The organism is Streptomyces sp. NPDC002935, assembly GCF_040611295.1.
Lineage (GTDB): Bacteria > Actinomycetota > Actinomycetes > Streptomycetales > Streptomycetaceae > Streptomyces.
Window position 1 is genome coordinate 1 of the sequence record NZ_JBEXNW010000025.1, and the last position, 16,979, is coordinate 16,979.

General features: G+C 69.7%; 15 protein-coding genes and 1 pseudogene. 10 read left to right on the top strand and 6 right to left on the bottom strand.

Annotated features, from left to right (window positions below):
- The first annotated feature begins 232 nt into the window (after nt 1–232).
- The 5 genes and pseudogenes from ABZX90_RS29025 to ABZX90_RS29045 form a co-directional block, all read left to right on the top strand.
- On the top strand, nt 233–1,423 hold the full coding sequence (locus ABZX90_RS29025; protein ID WP_351134618.1) for an acyl-CoA dehydrogenase family protein: 1,191 nt from the start codon (nt 233–235) through the stop codon (nt 1,421–1,423).
- Nucleotides 1,424–1,963: 540 nt separating this feature from the next.
- The gene (locus tag ABZX90_RS29030) at nt 1,964–2,365 is read left to right on the top strand and encodes a putative T7SS-secreted protein (RefSeq protein ID WP_355209573.1); all 402 of its coding nucleotides are present in this window, start codon (nt 1,964–1,966) and stop codon (nt 2,363–2,365) included.
- A gap of 14 nt (nt 2,366–2,379) precedes the next feature.
- On the top strand, nt 2,380–6,435 hold the full coding sequence (locus ABZX90_RS29035; RefSeq protein ID WP_355209576.1) for an RHS repeat-associated core domain-containing protein: 4,056 nt from the start codon (nt 2,380–2,382) through the stop codon (nt 6,433–6,435).
- Nucleotides 6,436–6,448: 13 nt separating this feature from the next.
- Nucleotides 6,449–7,192 (top strand): hypothetical protein, encoded by a 744-nt coding sequence (locus ABZX90_RS29040; RefSeq protein ID WP_355209579.1) that lies wholly within the window; start codon nt 6,449–6,451, stop codon nt 7,190–7,192.
- 145 nt (nt 7,193–7,337) lie between these two features.
- Nucleotides 7,338–7,544 (top strand): annotated as a pseudogene (locus ABZX90_RS29045) (MMPL family transporter); the annotation flags it as partial.
- A 39-nt stretch (nt 7,545–7,583) separates the two neighbouring features.
- On the opposite strand, the gene ABZX90_RS29050 reads toward ABZX90_RS29045, so the two are convergent.
- The 5 genes from ABZX90_RS29050 to ABZX90_RS29070 form a co-directional block, all read right to left on the bottom strand.
- Nucleotides 7,584–7,949 (bottom strand): hypothetical protein, encoded by a 366-nt coding sequence (locus ABZX90_RS29050; RefSeq protein WP_355209582.1) that lies wholly within the window; start codon nt 7,947–7,949, stop codon nt 7,584–7,586.
- A gap of 45 nt (nt 7,950–7,994) precedes the next feature.
- Nucleotides 7,995–8,468: a nuclear transport factor 2 family protein gene (locus ABZX90_RS29055; RefSeq protein WP_355209585.1), complete on the bottom strand. Its 474-nt coding sequence runs from the start codon at nt 8,466–8,468 to the stop codon at nt 7,995–7,997.
- A 258-nt stretch (nt 8,469–8,726) separates the two neighbouring features.
- Nucleotides 8,727–9,002 (bottom strand): hypothetical protein, encoded by a 276-nt coding sequence (locus ABZX90_RS29060; RefSeq protein WP_355209588.1) that lies wholly within the window; start codon nt 9,000–9,002, stop codon nt 8,727–8,729.
- 131 nt (nt 9,003–9,133) lie between these two features.
- The gene (locus ABZX90_RS29065) at nt 9,134–9,697 is read right to left on the bottom strand and encodes a TetR/AcrR family transcriptional regulator (RefSeq protein WP_351129466.1); all 564 of its coding nucleotides are present in this window, start codon (nt 9,695–9,697) and stop codon (nt 9,134–9,136) included.
- Between the two features lie 195 nt (nt 9,698–9,892).
- A complete protein-coding gene (locus ABZX90_RS29070; RefSeq protein ID WP_355209592.1) occupies nt 9,893–10,705 on the bottom strand; it encodes an SDR family NAD(P)-dependent oxidoreductase in 813 nt (270 codons plus the stop codon).
- 85 nt (nt 10,706–10,790) lie between these two features.
- On the opposite strand from ABZX90_RS29070, the gene ABZX90_RS29075 reads away from it, so the two are divergent.
- Both ABZX90_RS29075 and ABZX90_RS29080 read left to right on the top strand, forming a co-directional pair.
- On the top strand, nt 10,791–11,225 hold the full coding sequence (locus ABZX90_RS29075) for a TetR/AcrR family transcriptional regulator (RefSeq protein WP_355209595.1): 435 nt from the start codon (nt 10,791–10,793) through the stop codon (nt 11,223–11,225).
- Nucleotides 11,192–11,515, top strand: a complete 324-nt coding sequence (locus ABZX90_RS29080; protein WP_355209748.1) for an ATP-binding protein — start codon at nt 11,192–11,194, stop codon at nt 11,513–11,515. Before ABZX90_RS29075 ends, ABZX90_RS29080 begins: the two co-directional genes overlap by 34 nt.
- Before the next feature lies 1 nt (nt 11,516).
- Here ABZX90_RS29080 and ABZX90_RS29085 read toward each other — a convergent pair whose 3' ends face one another.
- Nucleotides 11,517–12,515 carry a DMT family transporter gene (locus tag ABZX90_RS29085; protein ID WP_351134696.1) on the bottom strand — a complete coding sequence of 333 codons (999 nt, stop codon included), beginning with the start codon at nt 12,513–12,515 and terminating at the stop codon, nt 11,517–11,519.
- Between the two features lie 184 nt (nt 12,516–12,699).
- Here ABZX90_RS29085 and ABZX90_RS29090 point away from each other — a divergent pair, with 184 nt between their 5' ends.
- The 3 genes from ABZX90_RS29090 (at nt 12,700) to ABZX90_RS29100 (ending at nt 16,891) form a co-directional block, all read left to right on the top strand.
- The gene (locus tag ABZX90_RS29090; RefSeq protein ID WP_351134689.1) at nt 12,700–13,620 is read left to right on the top strand and encodes a LysR family transcriptional regulator; all 921 of its coding nucleotides are present in this window, start codon (nt 12,700–12,702) and stop codon (nt 13,618–13,620) included.
- Nucleotides 13,621–13,747: 127 nt separating this feature from the next.
- Entirely contained in the window at nt 13,748–14,545 is a 798-nt protein-coding gene (locus ABZX90_RS29095) for an oxygenase MpaB family protein (protein ID WP_351134695.1), read from the top strand.
- A gap of 66 nt (nt 14,546–14,611) precedes the next feature.
- Nucleotides 14,612–16,891, top strand: coding sequence for a tetratricopeptide repeat protein (locus ABZX90_RS29100; RefSeq protein ID WP_355209598.1), 2,280 nt, complete (start codon nt 14,612–14,614; stop codon nt 16,889–16,891).
- Nucleotides 16,892–16,979 lie beyond the last annotated feature (88 nt).

Sequence of the window (16,979 nt, forward strand, 5' to 3'; positions counted from 1 at the left end):
CCCGTTCGTGATCTTCGACGGCATTGAGGAACGGGCTCTGGACGACGAGCTGCGGGCCGTCGCCAAGGAGTCGGTCGACGAGTCCGGTCGACCGGACCCCGCCCCCTCGCGTCGGCGGCCGCACCCGCCCATGCACCGCGGAACAGGCGTCCGCGTCATCTGCATTCCCAATTTCTGAAACACGTTCTACGGTGTGCGCCGTCAGGTCGGGCTCGGGGAGGCAGGAGGCGCCGTGCATCTCGAATACACGCCGGAGCAGCAGCGGTTGCGCACCGAACTACGGGTCTACTTCGCCGAGTTGGTACCGGACAACGCCTACGCGCGGTACGGCGACCCGGCGGCGCAGAAGCGGTTCTACCGCGAGACGATCCGCCGGCTCGGCGCCGACGGCCGGCTGGGGGTGGGCTGGCCCAAGGAGTACGGCGGGCGGGGCCTGAGCCCGATGGAGCAGTTCATCTTCTTCGACGAGGCCGCCCAGGCAGGGGTACCGCTGCCGCTGATGGCGCTCAACACCGTCGGACCGACGATCATGCAGTTCGGTACGGAGGAGCAGAAGTCGTACTTCCTGCCGAAGATCCTCTCCGGCGAGCTCGACTTCGCGATCGGCTACAGCGAGCCCGACGCCGGGACGGACCTCGCCGCGCTCCGGACCAAGGCCGTCCGGGAAGGCGACGAGGAGACCGGCCACTACGTCGTCAACGGGCAGAAGATCTGGACCACCAACGGCGACACGGCCGACTGGGTGTGGCTCGCCGTCCGCACCGATCCGGACGCCCCGCCCCACAAGGGCATCACCATGCTCCTCGTACCGACCTCCGACCCCGGCTACTCGTGCACCATCATCAACACGCTCGCCTCGCACGACACCACCGCGAGCTACTACGAGAACATCCGCGTCCCGGCCACGCGCCGGGTCGGCGAGGAGAACAAGGGCTGGCGGCTGATCACCAACCAGCTCAACCACGAGCGCGTCACCCTCGCCGCGCACGGCACCATGGCCGTCCGCGCCCTGCACGACGTCCAGCGCTGGGCGATGGAGACCAAACTCGCCGACGGCCGCCGCGTCGTCGACCTGCCGTGGGTGCGCCGCCTCCTCGCCCGGACGCACACCAGACTGGACGCCATGAAACTCCTCAACTGGCGGATGGTGAACGCCGTCCAGGAGGGCACGCTCACCCCGCAGGACGCCTCCGCCGTCAAGGTGTACGGCTCCGAGGCGCGCCGGGACGCGTACGCCTGGCTGATGGAGATCGTCGCGGCCCCCGGCGTCCTCAAGGAGGGCTCCGCCGGAGCCGTCCTGCACGGCGAACTCGAACGCGGCTACCGGTCGGCGGTGATCTTCACCTTCGGAGGCGGGAACAACGAGATCCAGCGGGAGATCATCTCGTGGATAGGACTGGGGATGCCCAGGGTGCGGCGATAGCCTGGCTGTGTGTGACGAAGCTCCTGCGTACGGAGACTCGGAGGTTCAGATTCTGGTCGCAGGGAGTCCCGAGTCGTGTCGAGTCTCAGGTGTCCGCGCCGACAGAGCTGCTCGCTGCTTCGTCCTTGAACGTGAGGCCTTTGAGCCTCACGCTGAGGGTAGCCCCGGGTAGGATTTCGTCGATGCGGACCTGGAGGCTGGCCTCTCCTGGGAGCACAACAACCCTGGTGGTCAGCCGAGGTTCACCTGCGCCGAGGCGGCAGCCTGCTCAGCCGCTTCAGTGCCGCGGCTGCCATGCCGCAAGACATGCGGTCTGTTCTCGGCGATGTCGCCCAGGCTCTCCTGCTGCAGGGAATGGTCTGTGGCGCCTGCGGCACGGCACTGGTTTCCTCATTCGAGCGTTGGCCGAACGGCGGCAGTCCGTACGCGCCTTCGCCGTTCGCCCAGGGGTGAGGTCGGAGTGCCTTTCGAGGCGGCGCAGCAGCTCGCCTGCACGACTTCGCCGATGACGTGCAGGACGCGTTGCGGTTGGTGAAGGGGATGGCGGAGGAAGACGCTGTCCTGACGATGGCGGGCAGGACCGCAGAGGTGTTCCGGGACGAGTTCTCGGGTGTGCCGAAGAATTTGCGGAAGCTGAAGAAGTCGTACGACCTGGCGGGTGACGCGCTGGCGGCGTACTGGCCGAAGCTGGAGCGTGCGCAGGCCCTCGCGGACAAGGCCCTGGCCGACGGGCGGGAGGCCCGGGCCGATCTGTCCTCCGCCAAGTCCCGTCTCTCGTCGGCCGATTCGTGGGTTGCTCGCGCCAACAAGGAAGCCGAGAAGTACAAGGAGGACAAGGGCGCGGGCAAGATGTGCCGAAGCCGGACGAGGCGAAGGTGCGTGCGGCGACGCGGGACGCGCAAAGTGCCAAGGCTGCGCACACGTCGGCTCAGTCGGATGTGACGTCGGAGCAGAGCGTGTTGGACGCGGCGAAGAAGATGGCCGCGGATGCCCGTCAGATGCGTGAGGACGCGGCGGGTGAGGCGAAGCGCAAGATCGATGATGCGTCCGACGCGGGGATCCGGAACCGTAAGTGGTACGAGGAGGTCGGGGACTGGTTCGTCGACAACTGGGACACCATCGTCGCCGTCTGCAAAGTGGTTGTCGCCGTCCTGGGAATCATCGCGATGATCATCGGTGGGCCGATTCTCGGGACGATCGTGCTGATCGCCGCACTGGTCGTCCTCGCGGACACCTTGAGCAAGTACGCCAAGGGGCAGGCGTCGCTGTGGGATGTGGCGTTCGCCGCGCTGGACTGCATACCCGCCATGAAGGGCCTGACCACGCTCGGGGGTCTCGCCAAGGGGCTGAGGTCGCTGGGCAAACTGGGCCTCAAAGGCATGGTCAAGGGCCTGAAGAACGGGCTGCGCAGGGGCGCGGACGACGCGGTGGCCGCCGGCAAGCCCGCCAAGGGCCGGTGCAAGAACGGCGACCCCGTCGACATGGTCTCCGGCGAGATGCTCATGACGCAGACGGACGTCCTCCTCCAGGGAGTGCTGCGTCTGGGTGTGGCGCGAACTCATGTGTCGACCTACCGCTGGGGGCGCTGGTTCGGGCCCTCGTGGGCATCCACGCTGGACCAGCGCCTGGAACTCGACGACGAGGGCGTGCTGTTCGCGACAGAGGACGGGATGATCCTGGTCTATCCCGTACCGGTCGGCGCGGACGCCGTCATGCCGGCGGAAGGCCCGCGGTGGCCCCTGGCCTGGGACCGCGAGCGGCCGGGCGCCAGGCACATCACCGACCCGAGGACGGGTCTGACCCGGCACTTCGCCCCGGTCGGCCGGAACCAGCGGCACGACACCGCCTTCACACTTCCCGTTACGGCCGTCTCGGACCGCAACGGGAACCGTGTCGACTTCGACTACGACGCCTCCGGCACCCCGACCGCCATGCGGCACTCCGGCGGCTACCACGTGATCGTCGAGGCGGACGGCGTGCGTGTGACGGGGCTCGGGCTTCGCCGCTCCGATGGTGAGCCGACCCCCCTGGTGGGATACGGCTACAAAGACGGACACCTCACCGAGATCTACAACTCCAGTGGCCTGCCGTACAGGTTGACCTACGACGGCGAGGACCGGATCACCTCCTGGACCGACCGCACCGGGGACTGGTACCGCTACGAGTACGACACCTTCGACCGGGTCGTCAGGGGCACCGGCGTGGACTCCGTACTGAACTGTGTCATCGCCTATGACGAGGAGGAACGCACCACGCGGTACACCGACTCCCTCGGCCGCAGCACGACGTACCGCCACAACGAGCGGCTCCAGCTCGTCTCCACGACGAACGCCCTCGGGGAGTCGGTGACCGCCGAATGGGACCGGTTCGACCGCCTGGTCTCCCAGACCGACCCGCTCGGCGGGATCGTCCGCTACCGGCACGACGCCGCCGGCAACGTCACCGCCGTCGTCCGTCCCGACGGGACCTCGGCCGAGGCGACGTACGACGAGCTGCACCGGCTGGTGTCGGCGGTGACTCCGGGCGGAGCGGTCTGGCGGAACGTCTACGACGGCGCCAACCATGTCGCCACGATCGGCCCGACCGGTCTGGAGACCCGGTACGCCTACGACGAGCACGGCGGCCTGGTCGCCGCCACGGACCCGGCCGGCCGGACGAGCCGAGCCCGCTGCGACGGCGCGGGGCTGCCCGTGGAGTTCACCGACGTCCAGGGCGCGGTGACCACGATCGAACGCGACGACTTCGGCAGGGTGTCCGGCGTCACCGACCCGCTCGGCCGCACCACACGCCTGGGGACGACGGCCGAGGGCCGGACCGTGTGGCGTCGGGGTCCCGACGGGCACCGGGAGACCTGGGAGTGGGACGCGGAGGGGAATCTGCTCGCCCAGACCGACCGGGCCGGACACGTCACCTCCTTCACGGTCGGACCCTTCGGTCAGGTCGCGGCGCGGACGACGAGCGACGGCACCACCCTCTCGTTCGGCTACGACACCGAGCTGAACCTGCTGAGCGTCACGGATCCGCACGAGCGGTCCTGGCAGTACACGTACGACGCGGTGAATCGGCTGATCGAGGAGAGCGACTTCACCGGCCGGACCCTCACCTACCGGCTGGACGCCATGGGCACGCTCGCGGCCCGGACCAACGGCGTCGGCGAGACGGTGGAGTTCGGCCGTGACGTACTCGGCCGGCTCACCGAGATGCGGCACGACGGCCTCTCGATCCGCTACGCCTACGACGCGGCCGGGCGTGTGGTGCGGGAGAGCGGCCCGGAGGTCACCGTCGAGCGGGAGTACAACGAGCTCGGCCTGCTGCTGTCCGAGAGCATCGACGGCAGGACCACCCGATACGCGTACGACTCCCTGGGGCGCCGCGTCCTGCGGCGCACCCCCACGGGCATCGAGTCCACCTGGACGTACGACGGCGCCGGTCGTCCCCCCGCGCTCGACACCGACGGACACCGCATCACGTTCGGGTTCGACGCCTGCGGGCGGGAGACCGAGCGGGGGCTGCCCGGCGGCGTCACGCTCGACCAGTCCTGGGACACCGCTGGCCGGCTCGGCGCCCAGCACCTGGTCCGCGGTTCCGTGGGGGCGGACACGCTCCTCCAGCGGCGTGAGTACACCTACCGGCCCGACGGCATCCCGACCGGCATCGAGGAACTCACCGGGGGAGAGAAGCGGTTCGGCCTCGATCCGCGGGGCCGCGTCACGGCGGTCGACGGACGAGGTTGGACCGAGCGCTACCGGTACGACGAGGCGGGCAACGTCAGCCGCGCCGCGCTCCCGGGGACGGACGGCACCGACGCGGACCGCACCCACGCCGGTGACCGGATCACGCACCGCGGCCGTACCCGGTACGAGCGGGACGGCGAGGGCCGCGTCGTGCGCTCCGTGTTGCGCCTTCTCAACGGGCAGCAGCGGACGCAGACGTACACGTGGAACAGCCGCAACAGGCTTACCGGGACGACCACCCGGGACGGCGAGCGCTGGACGTACCTGTACGACTCCGTCGGGCGGCGCGTGGCGAAGCAGCGACTTGACGACGGGGGAGCCGTCGCCGACGAGATCCGCTTCTCCTGGGACGGTACGAGGCTCATCGAGCAGGTCAGCCGCGCCGGCCGGGCCACGTCGTGGGACTACCGCCCGGGCGGCCACCAGCCGGTGGCCCAGCTCGACCGGTCCGGCGCCGGCGGGGATGCGCGCTTCCACGCCATCGTCACCGACCTGTCGGGCGCTCCGTCCGAGCTGGTCTCCGCCGACGGTGAGGTGGCCTGGCAGCCCCGCACGACCCTGTGGGGGGAGCGCCTCCCCGAGCGGTTCCAGGGCGCCGGCACTGGGGAGACCGAGTGCCTGCTGCGCTTCCCCGGCCAGTACGCCGACCGGGAGACCGGGTGGCACTACAACTACGAGCGCCACTACGACCCCGCGACGGCGCAGTACACCAGCCCGGACCCGCTCGGCCTGGCCGCCGGCCCCAACGACAGCGCCTACGTGCCCAATCCCTACCGGTGGATCGACCCGCTGGGCCTGTCCTGGCAGGACCCGAACAACGGCATGCGGTTCGGGCGGGACCCGGCCCTCCCGGAGGGTGAGCGCGAGTACACGCGCGACAATCAGTACCCTTCCGAATACCGGACATCCACCCACGACTACATGGTCGAGAACTACACCGACGAGGGCCGGGCGCTCGGAGGAGTACCGCGTGACGCGAACGATGTGAGAGTCCCGCGCGACCAGCTCACCTGGCGCAACGGCAACGACGAGCTGATCTGGGACCCGGCCGCCGAGAACCCGAAGCCCTTCAGCCGGACGGTGACCTACGAGCATCTGGACCCGGTGGTCCAGCACTGGAACCGCGAGGGACGCTTCAGCGACAGGGCGGCGCGCAACGGCTTCTACAACAACACGGATCATCTGGAACCGATGGACTGGAGCGAGAACTCACGCGGCGGTGGCCGTATGACGGACACCTACATCCAGGAAGTCGGTGAGGGCTACTCATGCACCTGATCGTGGAGGAATCATGGACATCCGTGCCGTAGTGAGCGGCTTCCGCAATGTGGAGCCGCTTCCCGGCCCGGCGGACGCCTGGCACTGGTCACCCGCTCCGGGGATCGACTTCGCGGGCGCGCTCTCCGCGGACGGCCGGCGGCTGCTCCAGCTCAGTGCCCGCAATTCGTACGACCAGGAACTGGCTGTCGCCACACTGGAGTTCGCGCGGGAGCACGAGGAGGACATCTTCGCGGGCCATCCCCATCTGGGCACGGCCGGCGGATTCGCGGCGCCCGGGGGAAGGAGGTTCGACGTGGTGGCGGGGGTGGGGCCGCAGGTGCACGGCTTCTACCGGGTCGAGAATCCCGACCTCACTCCGCACGTCCGCCTGACGTTTCCCGCCCATTCCTGCGAGTTCTCCGGAGACGAGACCCTCGAAGAGGCCGTCTCCCGGTACCGCATGCTCAAGATGAACAACTTCGACCGCGAGCCTCTCCCCTTTCTCAAGATGCGCTACACCAATACGCGCACCCGGGGCCGGAGCGGCAACCCCGGACGCGGCCTTACCGAACCGAAGCGCCTGCTGGAGGAGCTTCGGCTGATGGAGGGCGGTGAGGGCAGCTTCGTCGAGTTCGAGAACCGTCACGGCAAGGTGTGGCGGGTCGAGTGGCACGGAGCGTGGTTCATCGCGGAATGGGAGACACCGGACGGCCGGCCCCGCGAGATCGGGGGCGACGACCTCCTGTTGTTCGCACAGAGCCGGTTGACCGAGTAGTCCGTTCCGGATCCCCGGGCCGCCGCTTCCCTCTCCCGCACACTGCTTCCTCGGACGTGCGCGCGCGGTATCACGGAACTGCGGCCAGAGCCGGTTTCCACGAGCGCCATCACCCCGTCGGACGCTTGGAGTTCAGAGGCACCCTTTCGGAGCCTTCGTCCTCAGCAACGACCGTATGCTCCAGCAGTTCGGACTCGGCCTTGCTGTTGCCGTCCTGCTCGACGCCGTCGTCATCCGATGCCTCATCGTTCCCGCGGTCATGCAGACGCTCGGCACATGGGCCCATTGACTCCCTGCCCCACTGGCCCGAAAGCTGCCCAAGGTGTCCATCGAGTGCCCTGAGCAGAGCTGACATCGGCTCAACGCGGCTCGGATCACCATCAAACCCCCGTCACTCTGCTCCAGCCGCCGCCACAGCGGCAGCGAGGAGGAACTGCGCGCCGATGCGGTCGTGGTCGCGGTCGGCGGCTGGGCGCCCGGAATGCTGGGCGGCGGTACCGCTCCGCTGGTCGGCGGCGTGCCGGTGCTGCGTGTTACCCAGGAGCAGCCCGCGCACTTCTCCGCGGCGGACGCGCTCACCTGGCCCAGCTACATTCACCACCCGGGTGCCGCGCTGCCCGTGGACGGCCTCACCGCGGACGGGGTGTACGGACTCGGCAGCACCGACGGCGTCAAGGCGGGCTTCCACGGCGTCGGCCCGGTCGTCGACCCCGTCGGCCCGGCGGGCGACGTGGCCGTCGGGGCCCAGCTTCGTCATGTTGGACCGGTGGACGCTCGCCCGGTGCCTCATGCCAGGACGGGTTCACTCTGCGGCTGCTGCTTCAAGCCGTTCGGTCGGTCCGGCAAAGGCCAGATACAAGGACCGAGAACTGAGGAGCCAATGGCCTTCGACCTTGAGGAACGTGTCCTCGTAGTGGCCGACCTGTGTCGGGGCCTGCGGGGGCAGGCAACCACCGACATGTCCGTCGACACGGTATGTGGTGAAGTAGGTGGTCGCGGTGGCCGTCGACTCTGAACTGACGGTGACCAGGATATTCGTGCATATCCGGCGCGAGAGCCGGTCCGCGGGCCGACCGGCGAAATACGACCGAAGTGCGTCACGGCCCTCAACCCGGCGGTCGCCTTCCGGCCACTCCCAAAATCCGGCATACGTGAAGAGATCGGCCACGTCACCCGGCTCGCCCAGGTCGAGCTTGTGGACAAACTCGACGATGAGGCGTTCGCAAGCCCGCTCGGCAAGCAGACGGTCTGTGGGATTCAGCGCTTCAGCAGCCATCCCCATGTCGTATCAGGATGATCAAGGGCACCGCGACAGCTTTATTGACGCCGCATGCATCCGCGAGCGCCTTCGTATTGCCCCGTGACTACGACCAGCTACTGATCTGTGCTGCCCCGGTGACATCAATCCTCATCGACATTGCTCATGGAAGAACGGCACAGGTGACTCCCGACTCACCTTGAAACGACATCCATGGAGAGTGGCACAGTCAGGAGGCTGGACCCCGACTCATCGACCACGCGAGGTCTCCGCGTATCACGGCAACTTCTGGGAGGTGCTGCTGTACCGGCAGCTCGGCCAGGACCGGTCGGTGATGTTCGACCCGGCCGAGAAGCTGGAGTTCACCGCGGCGTCGGAAGCGCTCGCGGCGAGTACATCAGCGCGCTCGGCGAGGACGGCAAGTCGGTCGACATATCTAAACGGTTCGGCGAGTACTCCACCCACGAACTCGCCGTCCAGCCCGCGGCGTACGACCCCGAACTCGACATCGACTTCGCCCGGCTCCGCGACCAGGACCTGAGCCGAGGGCATCGGCGCAGCGGCCTGATCAGGTGAAGTCGGGCGGCAGCCTCCTGCCGCTTTCCGGCACGCCTCGTGCGGCGATCGGCTCCTGCCGCGTGGAGGTCGAGTCCGCAACGCGGATCGGAGACAGGCCGTCTGGCCTATGGCCGCAACACCACGTCAACGGCCAGAGCGAGCTTGTCGACGAATTCCGGACGGTCGGCCACGCGGTGCTTCCACCCTTCACCGGCGGCGGCCAGGACCTCGGCGATCTGCTGCGGCATGATCTCGCCGGTAGGCCGTCCGGAGGTGGCGATGGCTTCAGTCAGTGCGTCCTGGAAAGCGGACCGGTAGTCGTCGTACATGCCGTCGAGCTTTGCTGCTCCCTGCTCCAGCAGGGCATCGAAACCCTCGCTGAGGTGGGTACCGACATAACGGCCCAGATGGGCGTCGAGCGCGGCCACCAGGCGCGCGCCGAGGTCCATGCCGGGTGTGGCCAGCGCCGTACGGACGTCACCCAGGGCCTTGTCCAGTTCCTGCTGCATGGTCGCACGGAACAGTTCCTCCTTGCTGGCGAAGAGGAAGTAGAGGCCGGGGCGGGAGACGTCCGCGGCCTGGGCCACCGCGTCCATCGACGTCTTGCGGTATCCGAAGGTCGCGAAAACGGTCAGCGCGCACGCGAGCACCTGCTCGCGGCGTTGGGGGTCTCCTCGGGTAACTGACATATACGCACTGTACCGAGTGCACATCCTGTACCGCTTCCATCATTTTGTTCAGTACGGATCGAGGCCGCTCCATGAGAAGAGAAAGGGAGAGCGTCATGTGCGACGGCGGGGCACGCCGGCGCGGACCGGTCGCTGCGACCGGTCCGCGCCGGGGTTTCGTCGGCCCGCGCGTGGTGCTGCGCAGGGGTGCAGCCGTCAAGAGGCGGTGGCGGCCGTGACCTGCTCCCAGCGGGCGTACTCGTCCATCAGCTGGGTGAAGCGCCCGCGCACCATTTCCAGGGCGGCGGGGGCCACCGCGAGGTGCAGCGGGGGCTCGTCGACGCCGGTGATGTCGGCGACGGCCGACATGGACTTGGCGAGGTCGCCGCGCACCGCATGCTTGTCGAACTCGGCCATGGTGGCGTACGAGTCGGCGTAGGCGGCGATGGACGTGGCGGGGAACTTCGAGCTGGCCGTGAAGTTGGTGTGAAAGCCCGCCGGCTCGACCAGGGTGACGTGGATGCCCAGCGGGCCGAGCTCCCAGGCCAGTCCCTCGGTCAGGTTCTGCAGGGCACTCTTGGACGAGCAGTACACGGCCATGGTGGGCAGGCTGACGTGGCCCCCCATGGAGCCGACATTGACGATGTGACCGGCGCCGCGTTCGCGCATGTGCGGGAGCACGGCCTGGACCACCTGGACGACGCCGACCACGTTGGTCTCGTACTGGGCGCGCAACTGGTCGATGCTGACTTCCTCGACCGTGCCGAGCTGGCCGTAGCCGGCGGCGTTGACGACGGCGTCGATGGCACCGAAGCGGTCGAGCGTCTCCTTGACGGCCTGGTCGATGCCGACGCGGTCAGTGACATCGAGGCGGGTGACCAGAACGGTGTCGAGGTCGGCGAAGGCCGGGTTGGCCTTGGCCGTGTCACGCATGGTGGCCACGACGTTCCAGCCGCGCTCGACGTACTCGAAGGTGAGCGTCTCGCCCATGCCGGTCGAGGCGCCGGTGATCAGAACTGTCTTGCTCATGGTGCTCTCTCTTTCATTGGTGCGCCCCCTGACCTCAACTATACAGACTCAACTAATTTTGCATAGTGCGCCCACTGGGTGCAGTATGCGCATTCCTACGCCCCGAGGCGACGTCCAGCGTCGCGAGCAGACACTTGAGGCCGCACTGACCGTGTTTGCCACCTTCGGCTACCGCAGGACGTCGATGGACGCCGTGGCTCAGGCCTCGGACGTCTCCCGCCCCGGCCTGTACTTCCTCTTCTCCAGCAAGCCGGAGCTGTTCCGCGCGACCATGCGGCAGGAGCTGGACAAGGCCCTCGGAGCCGTCCGCGCAGCGCTGGCCGCGCCCGGCGCGGACCTCGGCGCGCGCCTGGTGGCCGCGCTCGACGCCCACCTGGGCCGCTACGTCGGCACCAGCCGCAATGAAGGCGTCGACGCCCTGGGCAGCAGCTGCGGGCGGTCGTACGCAGCCTGCTCGACAATGCGGAACGGCAGGCGCGCACCAGGATCGCCGTACGTCTGTTCCCGTTCGAGGAGGTGAACGTGTGCGGGTACGGGAACGCCGGCGGAGTTGAGGTGGGCCCGGCGGCCGAGCTGGTCGTGGCCGACGACGGTCCGGGGGTCGCCGCCGCCCACCGCGAGCAGGTCTTCGACCGATTCTTCCGAGTCCAGTCCGCTCGCGACCGGAACTCCGGCGGCGTGGGGTTGGGCCTTGCGATCGTCCGCGACGTGGTCACTACTCACGGCGGCCGCGTGTGGATCGCCGGTTCTCCGACTGGCGCGGAGTTCCACGTGCGGCTGCCCATCATTCGTCCAGAGCAATTGCCGTGACTCATCGCAGACGACCGGGCCGGTGCCGGCGGTCACCGATGAGCGCTGTACCGATGTGCCCCGGGGCTGAATCGGATGCAAGGGGGCGACACGTACGGCCACAGTGAAGTGACGAGGGTTTTCCGCCGACCGGAGCCGCAGGTGCGGTCGTGGTCCCGTTCCGCCGCGTCATCGCGACGCCCACGAGGACCACGGCCATGCCCAGCACCACCCGGACGCTGAGGTGTTCGCCCAGGACGACCACGCCGAGGAGAACGGAGACCACGGGCAGCAGGTAGCCGACCACGGCCGCGCTGGTGGCGCCCTCGTCATTGATGATCCGGTAGGTGAGGTGGAACGTGATCGCGGTGCAGAAGACGCTGAGAACGACAGCCGCGACCACGACGGTCGGACCGGGGTCGATCGACTTCAGGCCACCGATCGGCATCGTGACGGCGGTCAGTCCGCTCGCCGCGACGAGCTGGGCGGCGGAGAGGGAGATGGTGGGGGTGCCCTTGCCGACCAGGGTGCGACCCATGTACGTGAACGCGACGGCGTAGCTGGCGGCCGCGCCGAGGATGGCGAGGGCGCCCCAGCCGATGGCCCCGTTCGTCTGCCAGGGGGCGAAGATGACGATCGTGCCGGCGAAGCCGAGCAGAAGGCCTGTCAGACGGACGGGGCGGAGTCCATGTTCCGAGCCGAGGGCGAGACCGAGGGCGATCGACCAGATGGGGGTCGTGGAGTTCAGGACTCCGGCGAGACCCGAGTCGACGGTCTGCTGGCCCAGGCTGAACAGCGCGAACGGGAGCGCGTTGCAGAAGAAGGCCGCGACGACGATGTGGCGCCAGACGGTGACGCCCCGAGGCATGCTCCGGCCCGTCGCGTAGCAGGCGGCGGTGAGGACGAGCGCGCCGAGGACACAGCGGACGAACGTGACCTGGAGCGGGGAGAGCCCGCGCAGCGCCAGTTCGATCCAGAGGAAGGTCGAGCCCCACAGCAGAGCGAGCACGGCCACCCGCATTCCACCCCGCAGACTCCGTGTACTGCTGTTCACGACGGTTGTCCTCGATTCGGTCGATGTCCGGCTCGGTGGTCGGTTCCGCGGTCGGTCCGGCGGGCTCCTTCGGTCCCGGTCCTTCGAAGGTGCCCCAGCCAAGCTTTGAGGACAAGCAAATGGTTCTACCCATTCTGTTAAGCTGTGCTACATGCTTGACGTGAGGCGGCTGCAGGTCCTGCGCGCGGTGGTCACCAGCGGCACGGTCACCGCTGCCGCGGCCCACCTCGGCTACACGCCGTCCGCCGTCAGTCAGCAGGTGGCCGCGCTGGAGAAGCAGGCCGGTACGGCCCTGCTCGAACGGGTCGGCCGCGGGGTGCGGCCCACCGCCGCCGGCCTGCTGCTCACCGAGCACGCGGCTCTGATCAGCTCGGCGGTCGCCCAGGCGGAGACCGCCCTCGCCGACCTCCGCGCCGGACGCACCGGACGCCTGGCGGTCCGCTACTTCGCCACAGCGGGGTCCACGTTGGTGGCCCCCGCCCTGGCCCGACTGCGCGCCGAGCACCCCGGCGTCCGCGTCGACCTCCGACTCACCGACCCGGACGACCCGTTCCAGGAAGTGGCACGCGGCCGGGCCGACCTGGCCGTGGTCGTCCAGACGCGTGACCGCGTCGGCGACGGCTTCCGGCTCATCCGCCTCCTCGACGACCCCTACGCCGCCGTACTGCCCCTCGGTCATCCGCTCGCCGGCGAGGAGACCATCGACCTGAGCGCGCTGTCCGGCGAGCAGTGGGTCGGCAGCGAGCCGCCCGGCCCCTGCCTGGAACCGGTGATCGACTCCTGTGCGGCGGCCGGCTTCAGCCCCGACTTCGTCATTCAGAGCGAGGATTACGCCACCGCTCAGGGCTTTGTCGCGGCTGGCCTCGGTGTCGGCCTGATGCCGCGGCTGGGGCTGCGCAACCAGCACCCCGGCGTCGTCGTACGCCCGGTCCGCAACCCCGAGCCGGTCCGGGTGATCTCGGCGGCCGTACGGGAGATCGCCTTCGAACAGCCCGCCCTGCGCGGTCTGCTGGACGCCCTGCGGGACGCGGCCACCACCGCCGACGCGCCCGATGCACCCGGGGTGGACTGACCGCGTCCGGGTTACGGCGACGCCCCGCCACGTGTGCCGGCTCCGGATCCTGGGCATACCAGGCGGAGTGGACCCCACCGGAGCCCGTGACCCCGGGCTGTTCGGCCCCGACTCGGTCACCTGGCAGATGCACGGCGACCCCATGATGTGGGTCGCCGGGATCCGCGCTCTCTACCTCCAGGCCCTCCACCCGCGCGCTGTACGCGGCGTCATGCAGAACTCCGACTTCCGGAACGACGCCTGGGGCCGGCTCATGCGCACGGCGAACTTCGTCGGGACGACGACATACGGGACCGCCGAGGCCGCGGAGCGGGCAGGGGCCCGGGTACGGAAGATTCACCGCATGCTCACCGCCACCGACCCGGACACCGGCGAACGCTACGGCGTCGACGAGCCCGAACTGCTGCTGTGGGTGCACTGCGCGGAGATCGACTCCTATCTGTACGTCCTGCGGCGTTCCGGCTTCCGGCTCACGGACGCGCAGGCCGACCGCTACATCGGGGAACACCGGGTCGGCGCGCGGCTGGTGGGGCTCGACCCCGCCCAGGTGCCGGCCGACCGCGCCGAACTGGCCGCGTACTTCGAGCGGGTGCTGCCCGAACTCGCCGCGGGCCCCGAGGCCCGTGACGTGGACGACTTCCTCTCGCGTCCGCCGGTCCACCCGTTGCTCGTACCGGCGCGCGCACTGCTGTGGCGGCGCGTGGCCCGGCTCGCGTACGCCGCTCTGCCGCCGTACGCCCACGCGCTGTACGGCAGGGCGGCGCCGGGGCCCGCCACCGTGACCCGGCGACTGCGCGTCACGGGCACCGCGCTGCGCTGTGTCCCCGCACGGCTGCGCTGGCAACTCCCGCCCAAACACATTCTCTCGGCCATGTCACGGCTCGGCCCCGGCTCGCGCCCGGCGCCGTACAAAGTCGCCAGATAGCTCGTCATACTGGACGGGGCCAGGGGTGGGCTCGGAGCTGAGCAGTGACGGGGGCGATCACACGAGATGGCGGAGAGCAGGCTGATCCAGGGCCGTTACCGGCTGCTCGATCCGATCGGGCGCGGCGGCATGGGCGAGGTGTGGCGGGCGCGGGACGAATCGCTGGGCCGCCAGGTGGCCGTCAAATGCCTCAAGCCGCTCGGCCCGCACCACGACCAGTCCTTCACCCGTGTCCTGCGCGAGCGGTTTCGGCGCGAGGCCCGGGTCGCCGCGGCCCTTCAGCACCGCGGGGTGACCGTCGTCCATGACTTCGGCGAGTCCGACGGTGTGCTGTACCTGGTGATGGAACTGCTGGAGGGACACAATCTCGGCCAGCTCCTGGAGGAGAACAAGCACCATCCGCTGGCGGTCGCCGACGTCGTGGACATCGCCGACCAGGTGACCGCCGCGCTCGCGTACACCCACCAACAGGGCATCGTGCACCGCGACTTGAAGCCGGCGAACATCATGCGGCTGACCGACGGCACCGTGAAGATATGCGACTTCGGCATCGCCCGCCTCGGCCACGACATCGGATTCACCTCGCGGCTCACCGGCACCGGCATCGCGATGGGCACGCCGCACTACATGTCGCCGGAACAGATCGGCGGCTCGGAGGTCGACCAGCGCAGCGATCTGTACTCGTTCGGCTGCGTGCTCTACGAAATCGCGACCGGGGCACCGCCGTTCGACCTCGACGACGCCTGGGCCGTCCTCGTCGGCCACCGCGACACCGTTCCTGAGCCGCCGCGCAACCACCGGGCCGAAATCCCCGAGTACCTGGAGCGGATCATCCTCGACCTGCTCGCCAAGCAGCCCGAGCAGCGCCCGCACGACGCCCGCGAACTCGCCCGCCGCATCAGCGCCGGGCGCACCACGCCGATGTACGTGCCGACGGTGGTCGCCCCGGCCCTGCCGTACCCCGCCGCGGGACAGCCGTCCCCGGCACCCCGGGTCCCGTCCCGCCCCGAGCAGCCGCCCTCCCGCGCAGCACGGCTGCCGTCCTGGACCCAGGGCATGACCACCGGCCACAAGGCCACCGGCGCGGGGCTGCGCGTCACCCCGCCGGACGCCTCGGCCGGACTCACCGGCGAGTGGATCGCCCGCCCCTCCACCACGGTCACGCCGCAGCCGGGTCGCGGTGAACGACCCACCCCAGCCCCGGAGTTGCTCACCACCCTGGCGGGGCGGCACAACGCCGGACTGAGCCTCGGGCGGCTCGGCCGGTGGACCGAGGCGGGAGAGGTGCACCGCTCGGTCGCCGCCGAACGGGAGCATCTGCTCGGGCCCGACCACCCGGACACACTCGCCAGCCGCTACGAGGTCGGCTTCACCCTCAGCCGCACCGGGCGCCCCGCCGAGGCGCTCGGCGAGTACGCGCGCGTGGCCCGGGCCAGGGAGCGGGTACTCGGCGCAGGCCACCCCGACACCTTGGCCGCGCGACAGGAAATGGCCTATGTGCTCGGCCAGTTGGGCCGCCACTTCGAGGCACACCAGGCCTACACGTCGGTGCTCGCCGCCCGGGAGCGAGCGATGGGCCCCGACCATCCCGACACATTGCGCTGCCGCCACAATCTCGCCTTCAACCTCAGCAGACTCGGACGCCTGGAGGACTCGTACCGCATGGCGAGCGAGGTCGCCGCCGCCCGCGCCCGGGTGCTCGGCCCGGCCCACCCCGACACGCTCGTCACCCGCTATGAAGTCGCCTATGCCCTCGGCCAGTTGGGGCGCTGGCCCGAGGCGCTGCACACCTATCAGGACGTGGCGGGGGCCCGTGCGCAGGCCCTGGGCCCGGACCACCCGGACACGCTCGCCGCCCGCTACGAGGTGGGCATCAGCCTCGGCAGGCTCGGCCGCAGCGCGCAGGCACTGGAGCTGTATCGCTCCCTCGTCGACGACCGCACCCGGGCCCAGGGCGCCGCGCATCCCGAAACCCTGCGCGCACGGCACGGGCTCGGTGTGAACCTCGGCCGCCTGGGCCGCTGGGAGGAGGCGCTCGCCGAGTCCCGTGACGTGTGCGTCATCCGCGAGCGCGTGCTCGGCGCCGACCACCCCGACACGCTCGTCAGCCGCCGCGAGGTCGCCGTCGGGCTCGGCTGGCTCGGCCGCTGGGCCGACGCCCTCACCGAGTACCGGCGCGTCGCCGCCGCCCGCGACCGCGTGCTCGGCGCCGACCATCCCGACACCCTCGCCAGCCGCAACGACGAAGCGCACTGCCTGGAGCAGCTGGGACACGGGCAGGAGGCGGTGGAGCTGTACCGGAGAGTGGCCGCCCTGCGGCAGCAGCGAGCAGCCGGAGGACGCTGACCACCACGGCGGCCGGCGTCCGCGCCCCCTCGTACGGCCGACCGCCGCTTGCCGCGCACCTCTGGCAGGCGTAGATCATCACGTGCTA

What these genes read in the sequence shown, in the direction of transcription:
- ABZX90_RS29030 (WP_355209573.1), top strand. Translation starts at nt 1,964, where the DNA reads ATGGCGGAGGAAGACGCTGTCCTGACGATGGCGGGCAGGACCGCAGAG.
- ABZX90_RS29040 (WP_355209579.1), top strand. Translation starts at nt 6,449, where the DNA reads ATGGACATCCGTGCCGTAGTGAGCGGCTTCCGCAATGTGGAGCCGCTT.
- ABZX90_RS29050 (WP_355209582.1), bottom strand. Translation starts at nt 7,949, where the DNA reads ATGACGAAGCTGGGCCCCGACGGCCACGTCGCCCGCCGGGCCGACGGG.
- ABZX90_RS29055 (WP_355209585.1), bottom strand. Translation starts at nt 8,468, where the DNA reads ATGGCTGCTGAAGCGCTGAATCCCACAGACCGTCTGCTTGCCGAGCGG.
- ABZX90_RS29060 (WP_355209588.1), bottom strand. Translation starts at nt 9,002, where the DNA reads ATGCCCTCGGCTCAGGTCCTGGTCGCGGAGCCGGGCGAAGTCGATGTC.
- ABZX90_RS29065 (WP_351129466.1), bottom strand. Translation starts at nt 9,697, where the DNA reads ATGTCAGTTACCCGAGGAGACCCCCAACGCCGCGAGCAGGTGCTCGCG.
- ABZX90_RS29070 (WP_355209592.1), bottom strand. Translation starts at nt 10,705, where the DNA reads ATGAGCAAGACAGTTCTGATCACCGGCGCCTCGACCGGCATGGGCGAG.
- ABZX90_RS29075 (WP_355209595.1), top strand. Translation starts at nt 10,791, where the DNA reads ATGCGCATTCCTACGCCCCGAGGCGACGTCCAGCGTCGCGAGCAGACA.
- ABZX90_RS29085 (WP_351134696.1), bottom strand. Translation starts at nt 12,515, where the DNA reads ATGCGGGTGGCCGTGCTCGCTCTGCTGTGGGGCTCGACCTTCCTCTGG.
- ABZX90_RS29090 (WP_351134689.1), top strand. Translation starts at nt 12,700, where the DNA reads ATGCTTGACGTGAGGCGGCTGCAGGTCCTGCGCGCGGTGGTCACCAGC.
- ABZX90_RS29095 (WP_351134695.1), top strand. Translation starts at nt 13,748, where the DNA reads ATGCACGGCGACCCCATGATGTGGGTCGCCGGGATCCGCGCTCTCTAC.
- ABZX90_RS29100 (WP_355209598.1), top strand. Translation starts at nt 14,612, where the DNA reads ATGGCGGAGAGCAGGCTGATCCAGGGCCGTTACCGGCTGCTCGATCCG.